Here is a 15912-nt window from a genome sequence, read left to right as displayed (position 1 = left end):
CCGGGGCAGGTCAGGCGGTGTCGTCGCGCCGGACGTCGCGGCGCGCGACGCGCCAGTCGTCCCCGTGCCGGACGAGCCGGTCGTGGAGCGCGGTGAGGCGCAGCACCCGGGTGCCGCCGGCCACACGCGTCGCCATGACCTGGAGGTAGGCGCTGACCCGTGCCTCCTCCGCGTCCAGGGACTCCACGTACACGTTGGTGACCACGTGGCGGCGCACCTCTCCCCCGGCCCGGGCGTCGCGGGCGAAGTCCCGGGCGAAGTCGCGGAGCGGCGTCCGGCCCACGACGGGGGCCGGATAGGTCGGGGAGTGGAACTCGCCGTCGGGGGTGAAGGTGTCCGCCCACCCCCCGGCGTTCCCGGAGTCGATCAGGTGGGACTGGCGCGCGTAGAGCTGGTGGATGCCGGTGACCTGCGTGCCGTCCATGAGCCCCTCCAAGGCGTGCGATAATCGCACTAGGCGTGCAATTAAAAGTCAACGTATGTGTCCCACGTCACCGACGTCAAGAGGCGGGGGTGTATGTTCGCCCTGCGAGAGGAGCCCGATGCCCACCACACCGGCCCCACAGCCGGACCCACGGACGTCCAAGACCCTGCACAACGGGATCGAGGTGCTCGAACTGCTCAGCCGCAGCCCGCACGGGCTGTCGGTGACCGAGGTCGCCGAGGGGATCGGTGTGCACCGCACGGTCGCCCACCGGCTGGTGCGCACCCTGGAGGAGCACCGGCTGTGCAAGCGCGACTCCTTCAAGCGGATCACGCTCGGCCCCGGACTGGTCGCCCTCGCCGAGTCCGTCGAGGTCGACCTCCGGGAGGTCGCGAGGCCGGTCCTGGCCGACCTCGCGGAGGCGCAGGGCGCCACCGCGCACCTGGTGGTGCCCGAGGGCGAGGACGAGGCGCGCGCGCTCATGGTCGTCGAACCCCGGCACGCCAGGGCGCACATCGCCTTCCGCACCGGCCGGGTCGACCCCCTCGGCAAGGGCTCCGCCGGACTGGCCCTGCTGTCGGCCATGCCCCCGCGCCCGGGGGAGCGGGAGGAGGTCTCCCTGGCGCGCCGCCGCGGCTACGCGGTCTCCCACGCGGAGGTGACCAACGCCGTCACGGGGGTCTCCGCCCCGGTGGTCGGCCCCCGCGGCGCCCCCGTGGCGAGCATCGGGATCTCGGTGCTCGAACTGGACGACCCGGCGCCCTTCGGCGAGGCCGTGGTCGACGCGGCCCGGCTGATCGCCGGCATGCTGCACCTGCCCTGACCCCCGGCCCCGGGGCGGTGCCGGGGCGGCGCGGAGGGCCGGCCGCGGCGGAGGGGGCCGCCCCCGTGCCCCGGACGGATCGCCCCGGCTCCGCGCGGTGCGTACGCTGGCGGCGTCGGCGGATTCCGGAGGACGGGTCCGCCGGCCTGTCGACGGACCCCGGGCACGGCCCGCCGGGGCCCACCCCTCCCCCAGGGCCCGAGTGGAGACCGCCCCGTGAGGATCAGCACCGAGTTCACCGTGAACGCGCCGGTCGGGCGCGTGTGGCGCCTGCTCACCGACGTGGAGGCGGTGGCCCCGTGCGTGCCCGGCGTGAGACTGACCGGCGTCGACGGCCCCCTGTACTCCGGTGCGGTGCGGGTGAAGGTCGGCCCGCTCGTGGCCGCCTACTCCGGCACCGCCCGTTTCACGGAGCTGGACGAGGGGGCGCGCCGGGCGGTGGTCGAGGCGTCCGGGCGGGCCAGCCGGGGCGCGGGAGGCGCCTCGGCGACGGTGACCGCGCGGCTGCGGGCCGAGGCCGGGAGGACGGTCGTCGGCGTCGACACCGACCTGGTCCTCACCGGCCGGTTCGCCGAACTGGACGCCGGCACGGTCAGCGCCGTGTCGGCCTCACTGGCGGCGCGCTTCGCCGCGGCCCTGGAGGAGAAGTACGGCTTCGCCCCCGCCGGGCCCGGGAGCACGGAGGCGGCCGGGCCTGAGGGGACCCCGGAACCCCTCGGCGCCGGGCCGGAGGAGCCGCCGGAGGCCAACCGGAGCAGGGAGGACGCCGGGACGGGCGCGGCCGGCGGGGCCGCCGGAACACGTGAGACCTCTCGGTCGGACCACGCCTTTCCGGACGCGGCCAGAAAAAGAGCGACAAAAAACCCCGAGCCCTCCGCCGGGGAGGAACAGCGCTCCGAACAGGCAGAACACGGGAACTCCGCCCCCCGCCCCGCCGCCTCCGGGGCCGGGGAGGACTCCGCGGAACCCACCGTGTCTGGTATCACAGGCGATGTGACCGGTGCGCAGAAGTTCCCCGACCATGCGGATATCTCCCACTCGGCCCCGGCGGCCTCCGCCGCGGGGGCCGTCGCCGACCGGCTCTGGCCGCTCCTGGCCGTGGTGGTCGTGGCGGGCGGGATGATCCTGGGCTACGTCCTCTTCACCTGAGCCCGCGCCTCCGCGGCCCCGGCTCCCCGTTCCGCGGTGGGGCCGTCCGGGCCTGCGGCCCGTCCGGGAACCCCGCTCACGGGAGCGCCCGGCGGACCTTCGGCGGCGGGCCGGGGCGGGACCCCGCGGCGCGGGACGGTCACCGCGCCCGGCCGCGCCCCGCGTCCCCCGGGACCGCTCCTCAGGCTCCGCCCAGGGCCGTGCCGGGCAGCCGGGTGGCCAGCCACTGGTCGTCGGAGTCCTGGCGCATCTCCAGGACTCCGGGGTCGTCCTCCCCCGGGAAGACCAGGGTGACCGTGGCGATCGGGGTGTCCCCGTCCAGGTCGGTCCCCATCACGGCGTCCCCGACCTCGGCCCCCTCCGCGTCCGGGAGGGACTCGGCGTAGGCGGGGAAGGCCTCGGCGCAGTCGGCGCCCCCGTGCGCCTCGACCAGCACGTTCCGGGCGGCGGGGTCGATCAGGGCGCAGCCCGCCTCGCCGTCGACGGCCTGGAGCGAGGCGACGAACCCCCCGGCGGCGCGCAGGGCGTCGGCCTCGGTGTCGGCGTCCGGCGCCGCGTCCCCTCCCGCCCCCGCGTCCGTCTCCTCCGTCTGCCCGGCGGCCTCCTCCTGCTCCTCCCCTCCCGCGCAGGCCGTCACGGCGAGGAGCAGGGCCAGGGGCAGGGCGGGCAGCAGCCGTCGCATGGGGGGCCTTCCGAAGGGGGCGGGCGGGGCGTCCGCACCATTGTTACCGCATCCACCCGGCCGGTGACCACCGGTGCGCACCGCCGGGTTCCCGGCGCCCTCCGGGCAGGGCGCGGTCCTCCCGCCCCGCCCGCCCCCGCGAAGGCGCACCGCCGACGGGCCCGTCCGGGCCCCCCGGCGCCCCGCGCCCCGGGCGGACGCGCGGCGGGCGCGCGACGCGGACGGCCCCCGGAGGGCGGCCGGGGGAGGCCCCGGACCGGGCGCCGCCGGCCTCCGGCGGCGCCCTCCCCCGCGGGGGCGGGGTTGTCCGCGCGTCCGGGCTCTGGTGATATGGAACCGTGTGGTACCCGTCACCGCGTCGGGTCCCGCCGAGACCCGTACTTTCTGGCGCACAGAGCACGCGCGGGCGTGCCACGGGCGGCTCCGCCGCGCGTCCGCGCCGGAGGTGACATGACCCATCCACTGCGGGAGGACCGCGGGACGGAACCGTTCTCGCGGATCCCGCCGGAACTCGGCGCGCGGCTGCGCGCACAGGTCCCCTCCCTCGTCGAGGAGGCCCTGGAGGACCTCCGGCACAGGTCGCGTGAGCACTCGGCCCCTCTGGGGCCCGCCGACGCCGAGAGGCTGCGCCGGGCGCTCGCGGCCGGTGTGCACGGTTTCCTGGACCGGGTGGAGGTCGGCGGCCCCTCTCCCGTGCTCGCGGACGCGCTGGCCTCGGAGTTCCGGGCGCTGGGCGCCGCCGAGGCACGGCACGGGCGCACCCTGGAGTGCCTGCACACGGGGATGCGCGCGGCGGCCGCCGTGGCGTGGCGGAGGCTCTCCGCCGCGGACGCCCTCACCCGCGAGCACATGGGCGTGGTGGGCGAGGCGATCTTCGTGTTCCAGGAGGAGGTCTCGGGCGCCGCCGCCGAGGGGCACGCCCGGGTGCGCGGCGCCGGCGCGGACGCCCTGCACCGGCGCAGGGTCCGCCTGCTGGAGGCGCTGCTGGCCGAGACGGGCACGGAGTACGACGCGCGGGCGGTGTCGGCGCTGGCCGGGGCCGCCCGGTGGCGGGCCCCCGGGCGGGTGGCCGTGGCCCTGCTGCTCCAGGACGGCCCGGCCGGACGGACGGCCGCCCTGCCCCCGGACGTGCTGGCCGACCTGGACCGGGCGGAGCCGTGCGCGCTGGTGCCCGATCCGGAGGGGCCGGGCAGGCTGCGGTCGCTGGAGCGCTCGCTGCGCGGGGCCGACGCGGTGCTCGGTCCGAGCGTCCCCCTGGACCGGGTGCCCGTGTCGCTGGCGCGTGCCCGCGACCTCGCCGAGCTGGTGAGGACCGGGCTCGTCAGCGGCGGGGGCGTGCTGCGGTGGAGCGACCACCTCCCCGTCCTGCTGCTGACGCGCGACCCGGCGCTGGTCGGCGAGATGGCGCGGACCCGGCTGGCCCCGCTGGCGGGTCTCCGCGCACCGCAGCGCGAGCGCATGGCCGACACCCTGCTGGCCTGGCTGGAGTCGGGGCTGAACGCCAACGAGGCGGCGGACCGGCTGCGCATCCACCCCCAGACGGTGCGCTACCGGATGCGCCGGCTGGAGGAGCTGTTCGGCGAGCGGCTGCGCGACCCGGCCGAGCGCTTCGAGCTGGAGCTGGTGCTGCGGGCGCGCGGCCTGCTCGGCCCCCTGGCGGAGGGCGGCGGGTAGCGCCCCCCGCCGCCCGGGCGCTCCGGTCAGTCCCCGGGGGCCAGGGCCCGCACGAGGGCCGCCGGGTCCGCGGACGCCTGCCCGATCGGGGCGAGCACCGGGGTCGTCACACCGTTGTCCGCGTAGGCCCGCACGCGCTCGCGGCAGTACTCGGCGGGACCGTGCACGATCAGCTCGTCCACCACCGGGTCGGGGATCGCGGCCAGGGCTCCCTTGCGGTCCCCCTCGTCCCACTTGCTCCACATCGGGTTCAGCTCCTCGCGTCCCAGCCACTCGTGGAAGGCCCGGTACACGGGGACGTTGAGGTAGGCGGCCACGGCCCGCCTGCCGATCCCGCGGGCGGTGTCCGGGTCGGTGTCGGGGGCGACGAAGATCCTGGCCACGATCTCCTTGTCCTCCCCGGCCCCGCGGACGTACGGGGCGACCGTGCGCACGTCCTCGGCCGAGAGCCAGTTGACGACGGCGCCGTCGCCCTCGCGGCCCGCGAGCCTGAGCATGCCCGGTCGCAGGGCCGCCACCAGCAGCGGCGGGGCCTGCTCGGGGACCGCGCCGAGGGTGAAGCCCCGGACGCTGAACGTGTCGTAGTCGGCCGTGACCTTCCGGCCGGTGAGCGCGGTCCGCAGGAACCGCACGGTGTCGCGCACCTTCTTGTACGGCTCGTCGAACGGGATGGAGTTCCAGCGTTCCACGATCACGTTGGAGGAGGTGCCGATCCCCAGGGCGAACCTGCCCGGCGCCGCCGCGGCCATGGTCGCCGCGCTCATCGCGAGGGTGGCGGGGCCGCGCGTGTACGCGGGCACGATCGCCGTGCCGAGGCGCAGCGCGGGCGCCCAGACGCTGGCCAGGGCCAGCGGGGTGAACGCGTCGGTGCCGGCGGCCTCGGCCGACCACACGTCGGTGTACCCCAGGTCCGGCATCTGCTCGACGACGGCGCGCTGGTCGGGCAGCGGGACGCCCTCCAGCGGGATGGTGATGCCCCAGCGAGTGGTCATGGCGACTCCCTGTCGGTGTCCGGGGACCGGCCCGGGTGCGTTCCCCCGTGTCGACAAGCACCGTACCGCCCGGTCGGTTTGTTGTCTGCGCCCCCTCCCCGCCATCCGCGGGGGCGGGGGCCGCGGCCCCCGCCCCGGCGGGCTCCCCCTCCCGGGGCCGGCCGACACGGGGCCGCGGCCCCCAGCGGGCACGGCCGCCGGGGCGTATGTTCGTAGGGTCCGCCCTCCGGGCCCGCCCGGAGGGCGGAGGCAGCCGACCCAGACGAACGAAGGAGGCCCCTTCCGTGGCCACGCCACCCTCCCCCTACGACTTCCTGCCCCAGGTCGCGCCGTTCACCGTGACCAGCGACGACGTCGCCGACGGGCAGACCCTGCCCACCGCCCAGGTCAGCGGGATCATGGGCGCCGGAGGCGAGGACGCCTCGCCGCACCTGGCCTGGAGCGGCTTCCCCGAGGGGACGCGGAGCTTCGCCGTCACCTGCTTCGACCCCGACGCGCCCACCGCCAGCGGCTTCTGGCACTGGGCCGTGGCGAACATCCCCGTCGGGGTCACGGAGCTGGCGACGGGCGCCGGTGACGGTTCCGGACTCCCTGAGGGGGCCGTCACCCTGCGCAACGACGCCGGCGGCCACCGCTACGTGGGCGCCGCTCCGCCCGCGGGGCACGGACCGCACCGCTACTTCTTCGCGGTGCACGCGGTGGACGTCCCCCGCCTCGACGTGGACGGGTCGGCGAGCCCGGCCTTCCTCGGCTTCAACCTGTTCTCGCACGCGATCGGCCGCGCCCTCGTCACACCGGTGTACGAGCAGGAGTAGGTCCGCGGACGGATCCCGTGTGAACCCGAGGGGGCGGTCGGCGCGACACGGCGCCGACCGCCCCCGGCCCTTTCCTCCCGGGGGCTCCTGATACACGCGCAACCCGCCCGTCCGGTTGTCCCGGCAACCGGATTCGGCCAATCACGGGCTTCCCGGCGCCTCGCGGTCTAGGCTCGGGCTGTCCCCCGGCCCGCCTCCCGAACACGCTTGGAAGGGTGCAACCGGTGCCACAGCAGACGCCGAGCAGACCGACCGTCGTCGTCACGACAGCGGGGTCCGCTCCCACCCCCGGCACCATCCTCCACCTGCGGGAGCAGGGGTTCCGTGTGGTGGCCACCGACATCGACCCCGCCGCTCCCGGCCTGTACCTCGCCGACCGCGGCCACCTGGTCCCGCCCGGGGACAGCGAGGCGTTCCTGCCGCGGATGAGGGCCCTGTGCGCCGAGGAGGGGGCCGTCGCGATCGTCCCGCTCGTGGACGAGGAGCTGATCCGGGCCGGCGAGCTCTCCGGGGACGGCCTGTCCGTGCTCCTGCCCCGGCCGGAGTTCGTCGCCGCCTGCCTGGACAAGTACGTCCTCATGCGGGAGCTGGAGCGCGCCGGCATCGGGACCCCCCGCACCTGGCTCGCCTCGGAGCGGCCCTGCGCGCCGGAGCCCGCCGCCCCGGACGGCCTCGTCGTCAAACCGCGCAGAGGGCGCGGCAGCCGCGGGGTGACGGTCGTCGAGTCGGTCCGCGACGTGGCACGGGCCGTGGCCGAGAGCGGCTACGCGGCCGACGAGCTCATCGTGCAGGAGCGGATCACCGGACCGGAGTACACGGTCTCGGTGGTGGTGTGGCGCGACGGCGCCGTCCAGGCCGTCGTGCCCAAGGAGGTCCTCCTCAAGCAGGGGGTCACCAGGTACGCGGTGACGCGGCGCCACCACGAGGTGGCCCGGACCTGCCGGGCCGTCCAGGCCGCGATGCGCGCCGACGGACCCTTCAACGTGCAGCTGGCCCTGGACGGGGCGGGCCGCCCGAGGGTCTTCGAGATCAACCCGCGCTTCTCCTCGACGGCGGCGCTGACCGCGGCCGCCGGGGTGGACGAGATCGCCGGGCTGCTCCGGCAGGCCGTCTCCGGCGGCCCCAGGCTCACCGACGAATGGCGTGAGGGCGTGGCGATGGTGCGGCGGTGGACGGACGAGTTCATCAGCGAGGCCGGCTTCGCCTCGCACGGCCTCTCCCCCGCCCCGGCGGGCACGCGCGCCCCCGGACCGCGGGGGACCACCGCACCGCCGGAGCCGCCCGGGGGGCCGGCTCCGGCCGCCGTCCCCGTCGCCCCGGCGCGTGCGCGATGACCCCCGGTCCGTACCCGAGCCCCTCCCACCCCCTGTCGGAGGCGATGGCCGAGGCGGTCGTGGCGGTCGGCGACCGGCTCCGCGCCTGGCGCTCCGACCCGGCCGCGCGCGGCGGGGCCTGGGACGGGGACCAGTTCAAGGCCGGGGCCGACGCCCTGGCCCACCGGGCGCTGTCGGAGCGCCTGGCCGCGATCGACGGCCGCATCCCCGTGGTCAGCGAGGAGGACCCCGCGTCGCTGCGCCGGGAGCGGCCGCCCCGGTACTGGCTGATCGACCCGGTCGACGGGACGGCGAGCTACGCGCACGGGTTCCCCGGGTACGTCACCCAGGCCGCGCTGGTGATCGGGGGCCGGCCGGAGGTCGCCGCGGTGTTCGCACCGGAGTCGGAGACCCTGTACACCGCCGTGCGCGGGCAGGGCGCGCGCCGCGACGGGCGCTCCCTCCCCCCGCTCGGAGCCGCCCCGCCCGGCCGGGGCGTGCTCACCGACAACACCCCCGAGCCCCGGGGGATCGCCCGCCGGGTCCGGGAGCACTTCGGCTACGGCGGGTACCTGGAGAGCGGGAGCATCTCCCTGAAGCTGTGCCTGATCGCCGACGGATCGGCGCACCTGTTCGTGAAGGACGTGCCGGTGCGCGACTGGGACGTGGCCGCGCCCGCGCTCGTCCTGGAGGAGGTGGGCGGTCTGGTCACCCGTCTGGACGGCTCCCCCTTCGGGTACCGGGGGCCCTACGAGCACACCGGCCTGGTCGGCGGCGCGGACCCCTCCACCTGCCGCGCCGTCGCCCGCTGGCTGGCCTCCTGACCTGCGGTTCGACAGGACCCCGCAAGGCGTCTCAACGAGTGGCGCGGATCCCTTTTCCCCGCCGGTCGTGGCGCGTATCGTGTGGTCACCAACTCGCGCCTCTGGGGGTGGGAAGTGGAAGGCCGAACTCTGCCGCCGAACCGGATACGCGCCTCGGACGCCGAGCGCGACCAGGCGGTCGACCGCCTCACCGTCGCGTTCGTCGAGGGCCGCCTGGACCACGAGGAGTACGACCGCCGGGTGGGCCTGGCCCTCACCGCGGTGCTCGTCGGCGACCTGCGGCCGCTGACGGAGGACCTCCCCGACCCCGGTCCGGGGACGCCCCGCGCGACTCCGCGCCGCGATCCCCGGTTCCGCGAGGCGCCCTCGGGGGGCGACCTGTCCGTCCTCTCCCTGCCCCGGCGGGAGTGGGGGGACGAGTGGCGCTGGTGGACGGGGGTGGCGGTCACCCTCACCGGCGTGTGGGGGACGGTCAGCCTGATGGGCGGCGAACTCGTGCCCTACTGGCCGCTGGTGCCCCTGGGGATCTGGGCCGCCGTCCTGCTGGCCTCGGTCATCTGGCCCGGCGGGGAGGAACCCCCCTGAGGCCGCTCCGGCGTCCGGGCGCGCTCCGGGACGCGGAGGGGGCACGGGCCCGCACCCGCCCCGGCGCGGCGGCCTCCGGGACGTCCCGGAGGCGCCGGAAGGGACGCACCCGCCCCGGCCCGCGCGGCGCGGCGGGCCCGGTCCCGGGTCAGCCCACGGCGTGGAGCCAGCGGACGGGCGCGCCGTCGCCCGCGTAGCGGAACGGCTCCAGCTCCTCGTCCCACGAGCGCCCGGTGAGCAGTTCGATCTCGGCCGCGAGGTCGGTCCCGTCGGCGGCGGCACGCTCCATGGCGTGGCGCAGCCGTCCCTCGGGCACGAGGACCTCGCCGGCGGCACTGGTGACGGCGGTGAACATTCCGAGCGACGGCGTGTAGCTGTAGCGCACGCCGTCGCACCCGGGCGACCCCTCCTCGGTCACCTCGAAGCGCAGGCGCTGCCATTCGTTCAGCGCCGAGGCCACCGCGCCCGCGGTCCCCGGCTTCCCCTGCCAGTTGAGCTCGGCCCGGTGGTTGCCGGGGGCCGCCGGTTGGGCGACCCAGTCGAGTTTCACGGGTACTCCAACGACGCCCGCGACCGCCCACTCGACATGTGGGCACAGCGCCGCCGGCGCGGAGTGGACGTACAAGACGCCACGTGCGGACACCGAACCTCCTGATACGAACGAGTGCGCTTCCCCGACGCCCTCGTACCACGAGAAGGTTGCATACCCGCCTGAATACTTTTGCCCCATTGTGCCCCAAGGGCACCCTGAGAACCAGCTCACCAGCTGGTATTTTCCAGCGTTCCCCTCCCGGACCGCGACCCCAGGGATTAGCGTGGGCCACGGACGAGCAGGGAGTCCGATCATAGTGGGGGCGGGTTTGTCAGACCAGTCGCACGAGGACATCCGTGGCACCCAGGCATCTCCTCAAACCGTACTTTCGACCCCTTCGGGGGAGGAAGCCCCCCTCCTGTTGTCGGTTTCGGCCAGAACCGGCCCCGCTCCCGCCCGCGCCGAACCGCCCGGCCCCGGCCCCCTCCCCCCGGACCGCGCGCCCACCGGCCCCGCCCCCGCCGACGGGCCCGCCGCCCGTACCGGAGGAGGACGGCCCCCGCCCGCCCACGGCGCCGGCCCCCCGCACGTGACGGCCGACCGGTCCCCGCGGGGCGCCTCGGGCGAGCCCCCGGACGGGTCGGCGGAGGACGCCGACCTGGTGCGGCGCGCACTGCGCGGCGACCACCTCGCCTGGGAGGGGATCGTGGACCGCCACCTGCCGGTGGTGAACGCCATCGCCCGCTCCTACCGGCTCTCCGGCCCCGACCGCGAGGACGCCGTGCAGACGGTGTGGCTCACCCTCAACCAGCACCTGCCCCGCCTGCGCCACCCCGGGCGGCTCCGCGCCTGGCTGCGCCGGGTCGCCCACCGGACCTGCGCCCGCCAGCGGCGCACCGGGTCCCTCGACCGCGCCGTGGACCCCCACGACCTGGCGGCCCTCCCGCTCGCCGGGGCGCCGGACCCCGAGGCGGAGTACCTGCGCGGGGAGCGCGACGAGGAACTCCACCGCGCGATCCGCAGCCTCACCGACCCGGCCGAGCGGCGCGCCGCCCTCGCCTACCTCGCCGACCCGCCCGGCCCCGGCTCCGCCGGCCGGACCGCGCGCCCGGAGGGGGGCGACGGCCCCGCGAACCCCCGGGCCGCCTCGAACCAGCGGCGCCGCGTGTTCCGCAGACTCCGCCGCCTCCTGGAGGAACCCACGTGAGGAACCGTCCCGACACCGGCCCCGCCTCCCGGCCCCCGCACGCGGAGGACGGGAGGGCCGCCGCCCTGGCGGCCTTCGACCGCTCGGACGACGCGGCGGACCTGGCACGGACCCGCGCGGACACGGTCCCGGCCACCGAGGCGGCGCGCTCGGAGGACGGCGCCGTGACCGCCGCGCTGCGGTTCGAGCACGGGGGCGTGGCCGTGGACCTCCAGGTCCGGGCGCACGGGCGCACGCGCTCGCTGTCCGGACTCGTCACCGGGGACTTCGAGCACGCCGTCCTGCGCGTGCGCCGACCCGGCGCCACCGCCAGCCCGACGGTGGGCGAGGACGGCCGGTTCTGCCTGGACGGGCTGCCACGGGGGCCGATCAGCCTGTCCCTGCTCAGGACGGGGCGCCCTCCGGTGGTCACCGCCTGGTTCACCGTGTGACGACGTGCCGGGGCCGACCACCGTGACGACGTGCCGGGGCCGACCACCCGGAACAGGACGCTCCGAACCCGGATTGGGGACGCGCGCGAACCCGCTCCCCTTCGTCCGCGCCCGCACCGCTTCGTCCGTTTTCGCTCCCCCCGGTTCGTCCACAGCGGCGCGGACACCGTTCCCCCGCGGACTCCGACCCTGCTATCACTGGTTCCGGCCCGCCCCTCGGCGAAAGGCAGCCGGTCGTGTCCCTCGGTCCACCGACGTCCCCCTCCGCCTCCCCTCCCGCGCTCCGGCCCGGCGACCGCGTGTCGCGCTCCGGAGGCTCCCTCCTCTCCCGGGTCACCCACGGGGTCCGGCTCGCCCAGGACGGCAGGTTCGAGGAGACCGTGGACCTCCTCACCGACACCCGCCGGCGCCTGGACGGCCATCCCGTGTCCGAGGCGGCCCAGGTGGTTCCCGGGCTCCTCGTCAACCTGGGCCTGGCGCAGATCCTGTGCGGCCGCTTCGACCGGGCCGAGGACCAGTTGCGCGAAGCCCTCTCCCTCACCGAGGAGCGGGGGCTGCCCCTGCTGGGCATGGTGGCCGGCCAGAACCTGGGCTGCCTCAGCCTCTACCGGGGCGACGCCTCCGCGGCCATCGCGGCGTTCCACGCGCTCGCCCCGCACCTGCCCTCCTCCAGGAGGGAGGCCCTGCACGTGGACCTCGCGGAGGCGCTGCTGGCCGAGGGGCTGGTGGAGGAGGCCGCGGAGGTCCTCGCGGACGGCCCCTGGGCGGGCGGGGGGTCGTCGTCGGCGAGCACGCTGCTGGTGGAGGCCAAGCTGTGGCTCCTGCGGGGCGACCACCGCCGCGCGGCGGAGCTGGCCCGCCGCGTCCGCCGCGGTTTCGGCAGGGGATCGCTCTGGCACCGGCTGGCCGCACGCCTGGAGCACAGGGCCCTGCGCGAGGCCCGCCACCGCCCGCTGTCACCCGTCGAGCGGGCCGAGAACGCCCTGGCGGCGAGGGTCCCGCTGGCCGTCACCGCGCGGGGCGCGCCGACCGCCCGGCACGGGGCGCCGGCGTCGCCGGCCCGGGCGGGCGGGCCTGCCGCGCCCCGGTCGGACGGGCCTGCCGCGCCCCGGTCGGACGGGCCGGTCGAGGACCCGCACGTCGTGCGGGCGGGGCTGGAGAGCGCCCTGGCCGCCGGGGACGCGTCCGCCGCCGTGGAATGGGCTGAGCTGGCCCGCACCTGGGCCGTGCCGCGCGTGCCCGGCCCCCTGGCGCACGCCCCCGGGACGGCCGCGCTGGCGGACGGGTACCGCGAGGCACTGGTCCACGACCGGGACGCGGACGCGGCGGCCCGCCTCTGGGAGTCGGAACGCTGGCGGGCCCACCACGCGGCCCGGGCCGCGGGAGAGCCCGGCGACGCCCCGTTCCCCCGGCAGGCCGGGAACCGGCGGCGGGGCCGACCGCCCCGTACCGCCCCCGCACCGCATCCGGGCTCCCCGGAGCGCGCCGACCGCCCGCGCCCCGTCACCGGCCCCCTCCTGGAGCGGCTCGGGGACAGGGCGTTCCTGCGGTACACCAGGGCCGCGGGGGACGCGGTGGTGCTCGTCGCGGTGGCCGGGCGCGTACACGCACGCGTCCTGGGCCCGCTCCCCCGGGTGGCGCGGGCCCTCTCCCGGTTCGTCCACCCGCTCCTCGTCCCCGGCCGCCCGCCCGGCGCGACGGCGCGCGAGGCGGCCGCCCTCGCCACCCGGGCCCTGCTCGGCCCCGCCCTGCCGCTGATCGGGGACCGGCCGCTGGTCGTGGCCAGCGACCCCTTCCTGGGCGACCCGCCCTGGGGCATGCTGCCGGCGCTGCGCGGACGCCCCGTGAACCTGGTGCCCACCGCCCGCTTCTGGCTGGACCGCCGACGGGAGCCCGGTCCGGGCGCTCCCCGCCCCGGGCGCGTCCTCCTGGTGGCCGCTCCCGAACCCGGCGGAGCCGTCCGCGAGGTCTCCCGGCTGGCGGACCTCTACCCGGGGGCGCGGGTGCTCGCCGGCGACCGGGCCAGGCGCGGGGAGGTGCTGGCCGGGATCGGGCGGGCCGACCTGGCGCACGTGGCCGGGCACGGGCGCGTACCCGACCGCTCGCCCATGCTGGCCTCCGTCGGCCTCTCCGACGGTCCGATGCTCGCCTGCGACCTGTCGGCCCTCCCGCGTGTGCCGGACACCGTGGTCCTGTCCACCTGCTGGAGCGGCAGGGACTTCGCGGGACGGACGGGCGCTCCGCTGGGGTTCGCCGGCGTCCTCCTGGCCGCCGGGGCCCGCACCGTCGTGGCCAGCCCCGTCCCCGTGGGCGACTCCGGGACCGGCGAGGCCATGCGCCGCTTCCACCGCGCCCTGGTCGGCGGCGTGCCCGCGCCCGAGGCGGTGGCCGTCCACCTCGGGCGGGCAGGCTTCTGCTGCTTCGGCGCCTGAGCCGCGCCGCGGGGCAGCGCGCCCCGGGGCCGGCGGCCGCCGCTCCCCCGCGGGGGCGCCCTCACCAGCCGCGTTCGCGCCACTCCCCGAGGTGGGGCCGCTCGGCGCCCAGGGTGGTGTCGGCGCCGTGCCCGGGGTAGACCCAGGTGTCGTCGGCGAGCGCTCCGAACACGCGCTCCTCCACGTCCCCGAAGAGGGTGCGGAAGTCCTCGTCCGACCACGTGCGGCCGACGCCGCCCGGGAAGAGCGAGTCGCCCGTGAAGAGGTGGGTGCGGCCGTCCGGGTCGTCGTAGCGCAGGGCGACCGACCCGGGCGTGTGCCCGCGGAGGTGGATGACGGTGAGGGAGCTCTCGCCGACCGGGACCCGGGTCCCGTGGACGACGGGCTCGTCCACCGACACCGGGAGCTCCTCCCCGTCGTCGGGATGGGCCACCGTCCGGGCCCCGGTCTGGCCGACCACCTCCGCGAGGGCCGTCCAGTGGTCCTGGTGGCGGTGGGTGGTGATCACCCGCGCGAGTCCGCCCTCGCCGACCATGTCCAGGATCCGGTCCGGCTCCGCGGCGGCGTCGATGAGTACCGCCTCACCGGTGGAGTGGCAACGCAGCAGGTAGGCGTTGTTGTCCATCGGGCCGACGGTGAGTTTGCTGATCGTCAGGTTGGTCAGTCGTCGCAGGTCGGCGGGGCCGCCGACCCTCGTATCTCCGGAGTAGCTCACCCGACCATTGTGGCCTGCCGGGGGGAGCGGGCGCACCCGGCCCGCGCATGCCGGACGGCCGGCGGTCCGGACGCCCCGCCTCACGGCCGGGGTCCGCCCCCGTCCCGGGCATCCGCTACCGCGCCCACCGGGGGGCGCGCTTCTCGAAGAAGGCCGCCCGCCCCTCGGCGGCGTCCTCCCCGGAGAAGAACTCGGCGGACAGCTCGCCCATCCGCGTGAACGCCTCCTTGCGCCGTTCGGGCGCGGCCAGCGCTCCCGAACCGAGCTCCCCCAGGAGCTCCTTGGTGCGGGACAGCGCGCGCGGGGCCGCCCCCCTCAGCCCCTGGAGGACCGCGTCCACGGCGTGGGCCATGTCGCGGTCGGGGACGGCCTGGGTGAGCAGGCCCGCCTTGGCCGCGGCCGAGGCGTCGAACAGCTCGCCGGTGAGGAAGTAGCGGCTCAGCTGGCGCGAGTGCATGCGCGCGGACACCGGCACGGAGATGACGGCGGGGACCACGCCGATCCGCACCTCCGTGAAGGCGAAGGTGGCGCTCTTGGGGGCGAGCGCGATGTCGGCGGCGGCCACCAGCCCGATCCCCCCGGCGCGGGCGGCGCCGTTGAGGACGGCGATCACCGGTTTGGGGGCGCCCATGACCTGCTCGAAGATCTCGGGGAGTTCGGGGGCCGGCTCGGTCGGGGCTCCCTGGAGCGCCGCCGCGACCTCCTTCAGGTCGGCCCCCGCGCAGAACACGGGGCCCGTGCCGGTGAGCACGATCCCCCGCACCCCGTCGTCGGCCACCGCCTCGGCGAGGGCCGCGGACAGTTCGGAGCGCAGCCGCGCGGAGAGCGCGTTGCGGTTGCCGGGGGAGTCGAGGGTGACCGTGGCGATGGCGCGGTCGACGGACAGGCGCACCAGGGGGGCGTCGTCCGGGGGCATCGGGGACGGGTGCTGCGTCATCGCAGGCTGACCTTTCTCCGTGTCCATCCCCGCGTGCGCGGAGAGGGGGTGAACCGCGCGCGGACCTGTCGGACCCGGCGCGCGTACGCAGGCGGTTCGTGACCGGTCGCGTCTCGCTTGTGGCGGTATGCGCGAATCCGCTTCCACCTTAGACGGACCGATCGCCGAGGCACCACGCTTCGTCACGCCCGGTTCGTTAAGTCCCCGTCACACCCCGACGCGGGAGTGTTACACGAACCGGCGGAGCCGGCCCTGCGCCGTCGCCGACCGGCGCCCCCGGCCCCGCACGCACTCCCGGGGGCGCGGACCGGTCCGGTCCTGGCTTCATCACGGACGCCAAGGAGTTGGAGCGCTGGCGGACCGTCGCCGAGCTGCTG

16 protein-coding genes are annotated in these 15912 nt (G+C 76.9%); 10 read left to right on the top strand and 6 right to left on the bottom strand.

The genetic code is table 11. The features are described 5' to 3' along the window. Window positions 1-10: 10 nt before the first annotated feature. Entirely contained in the window at window positions 11-424 is a 414-nt protein-coding gene (locus tag ABZ234_RS22150) for a nuclear transport factor 2 family protein (RefSeq protein ID WP_352983485.1), read from the bottom strand. Window positions 425-542: 118 nt separating this feature from the next. Here ABZ234_RS22150 and ABZ234_RS22145 point away from each other — a divergent pair, with 118 nt between their 5' ends. Beyond that, window positions 543-1247: an IclR family transcriptional regulator gene (locus tag ABZ234_RS22145; protein WP_267948698.1), complete on the top strand. Its 705-nt coding sequence runs from the start codon at window positions 543-545 to the stop codon at window positions 1245-1247. Between the two features lie 216 nt (window positions 1248-1463). Beyond that, window positions 1464-2396, top strand: a complete 933-nt coding sequence (locus ABZ234_RS22140; protein ID WP_355013290.1) for an SRPBCC family protein — start codon at window positions 1464-1466, stop codon at window positions 2394-2396. Between the two features lie 181 nt (window positions 2397-2577). Here the strand turns inward: ABZ234_RS22140 and ABZ234_RS22135 are convergent, their stop codons facing one another. Continuing rightward, the gene (locus ABZ234_RS22135) at window positions 2578-3078 is read right to left on the bottom strand and encodes a hypothetical protein (RefSeq protein ID WP_344183173.1); all 501 of its coding nucleotides are present in this window, start codon (window positions 3076-3078) and stop codon (window positions 2578-2580) included. Window positions 3079-3528: 450 nt separating this feature from the next. Between ABZ234_RS22135 and ABZ234_RS22130 the strand changes: the two genes are divergently transcribed. After that, window positions 3529-4752 carry a helix-turn-helix domain-containing protein gene (locus ABZ234_RS22130; protein ID WP_355013289.1) on the top strand — a complete coding sequence of 408 codons (1224 nt, stop codon included), beginning with the start codon at window positions 3529-3531 and terminating at the stop codon, window positions 4750-4752. 26 nt (window positions 4753-4778) lie between these two features. Here ABZ234_RS22130 and ABZ234_RS22125 read toward each other — a convergent pair whose 3' ends face one another. Continuing rightward, on the bottom strand, window positions 4779-5744 hold the full coding sequence (locus ABZ234_RS22125; RefSeq protein ID WP_344183177.1) for an LLM class F420-dependent oxidoreductase: 966 nt from the start codon (window positions 5742-5744) through the stop codon (window positions 4779-4781). A 284-nt stretch (window positions 5745-6028) separates the two neighbouring features. On the opposite strand from ABZ234_RS22125, the gene ABZ234_RS22120 reads away from it, so the two are divergent. From ABZ234_RS22120 to ABZ234_RS22105, 4 genes are all read left to right on the top strand, one after another. Continuing rightward, the gene (locus ABZ234_RS22120) at window positions 6029-6559 is read left to right on the top strand and encodes a YbhB/YbcL family Raf kinase inhibitor-like protein (protein WP_267948693.1); all 531 of its coding nucleotides are present in this window, start codon (window positions 6029-6031) and stop codon (window positions 6557-6559) included. A 224-nt stretch (window positions 6560-6783) separates the two neighbouring features. Continuing rightward, window positions 6784-7893 carry an ATP-grasp domain-containing protein gene (locus ABZ234_RS22115; RefSeq protein WP_355013288.1) on the top strand — a complete coding sequence of 370 codons (1110 nt, stop codon included), beginning with the start codon at window positions 6784-6786 and terminating at the stop codon, window positions 7891-7893. Further along, a complete protein-coding gene (locus ABZ234_RS22110; RefSeq protein WP_355013287.1) occupies window positions 7890-8696 on the top strand; it encodes an inositol monophosphatase family protein in 807 nt (268 codons plus the stop codon). Before ABZ234_RS22115 ends, ABZ234_RS22110 begins: the two co-directional genes overlap by 4 nt. A gap of 114 nt (window positions 8697-8810) precedes the next feature. Next, on the top strand, window positions 8811-9281 hold the full coding sequence (locus ABZ234_RS22105; protein ID WP_344183183.1) for a DUF1707 domain-containing protein: 471 nt from the start codon (window positions 8811-8813) through the stop codon (window positions 9279-9281). Window positions 9282-9429: 148 nt separating this feature from the next. Here ABZ234_RS22105 and ABZ234_RS22100 read toward each other — a convergent pair whose 3' ends face one another. After that, a complete protein-coding gene (locus ABZ234_RS22100; protein WP_267948689.1) occupies window positions 9430-9924 on the bottom strand; it encodes a DUF3145 domain-containing protein in 495 nt (164 codons plus the stop codon). A 478-nt stretch (window positions 9925-10402) separates the two neighbouring features. Between ABZ234_RS22100 and ABZ234_RS22095 the strand changes: the two genes are divergently transcribed. The 3 genes from ABZ234_RS22095 (at window position 10403) to ABZ234_RS22085 (ending at window position 13883) form a co-directional block, all read left to right on the top strand. Continuing rightward, window positions 10403-11020, top strand: a complete 618-nt coding sequence (locus ABZ234_RS22095; RefSeq protein WP_355013286.1) for a sigma-70 family RNA polymerase sigma factor — start codon at window positions 10403-10405, stop codon at window positions 11018-11020. After that, window positions 11017-11451: a hypothetical protein gene (locus tag ABZ234_RS22090; RefSeq protein ID WP_355013285.1), complete on the top strand. Its 435-nt coding sequence runs from the start codon at window positions 11017-11019 to the stop codon at window positions 11449-11451. Before ABZ234_RS22095 ends, ABZ234_RS22090 begins: the two co-directional genes overlap by 4 nt. 236 nt (window positions 11452-11687) lie before the next feature. Further along, window positions 11688-13883: a CHAT domain-containing protein gene (locus ABZ234_RS22085; protein WP_355013284.1), complete on the top strand. Its 2196-nt coding sequence runs from the start codon at window positions 11688-11690 to the stop codon at window positions 13881-13883. A gap of 61 nt (window positions 13884-13944) precedes the next feature. On the opposite strand, the gene ABZ234_RS22080 is transcribed toward ABZ234_RS22085, so the two are convergent. Beyond that, window positions 13945-14598, bottom strand: coding sequence for an MBL fold metallo-hydrolase (locus tag ABZ234_RS22080; protein ID WP_267948686.1), 654 nt, complete (start codon window positions 14596-14598; stop codon window positions 13945-13947). A 115-nt stretch (window positions 14599-14713) separates the two neighbouring features. Continuing rightward, a complete protein-coding gene (locus tag ABZ234_RS22075) occupies window positions 14714-15535 on the bottom strand; it encodes an enoyl-CoA hydratase-related protein (protein WP_267948685.1) in 822 nt (273 codons plus the stop codon). Between the last annotated feature and the right edge of the window lie 377 nt (window positions 15536-15912).

The organism is Nocardiopsis sp. NPDC006198, assembly GCF_040613895.1.
In the GTDB taxonomy this organism is placed as follows: domain Bacteria; phylum Actinomycetota; class Actinomycetes; order Streptosporangiales; family Streptosporangiaceae; genus Nocardiopsis; species Nocardiopsis tropica.
This window is presented reverse-complemented; position numbering and strand designations above follow the sequence as displayed.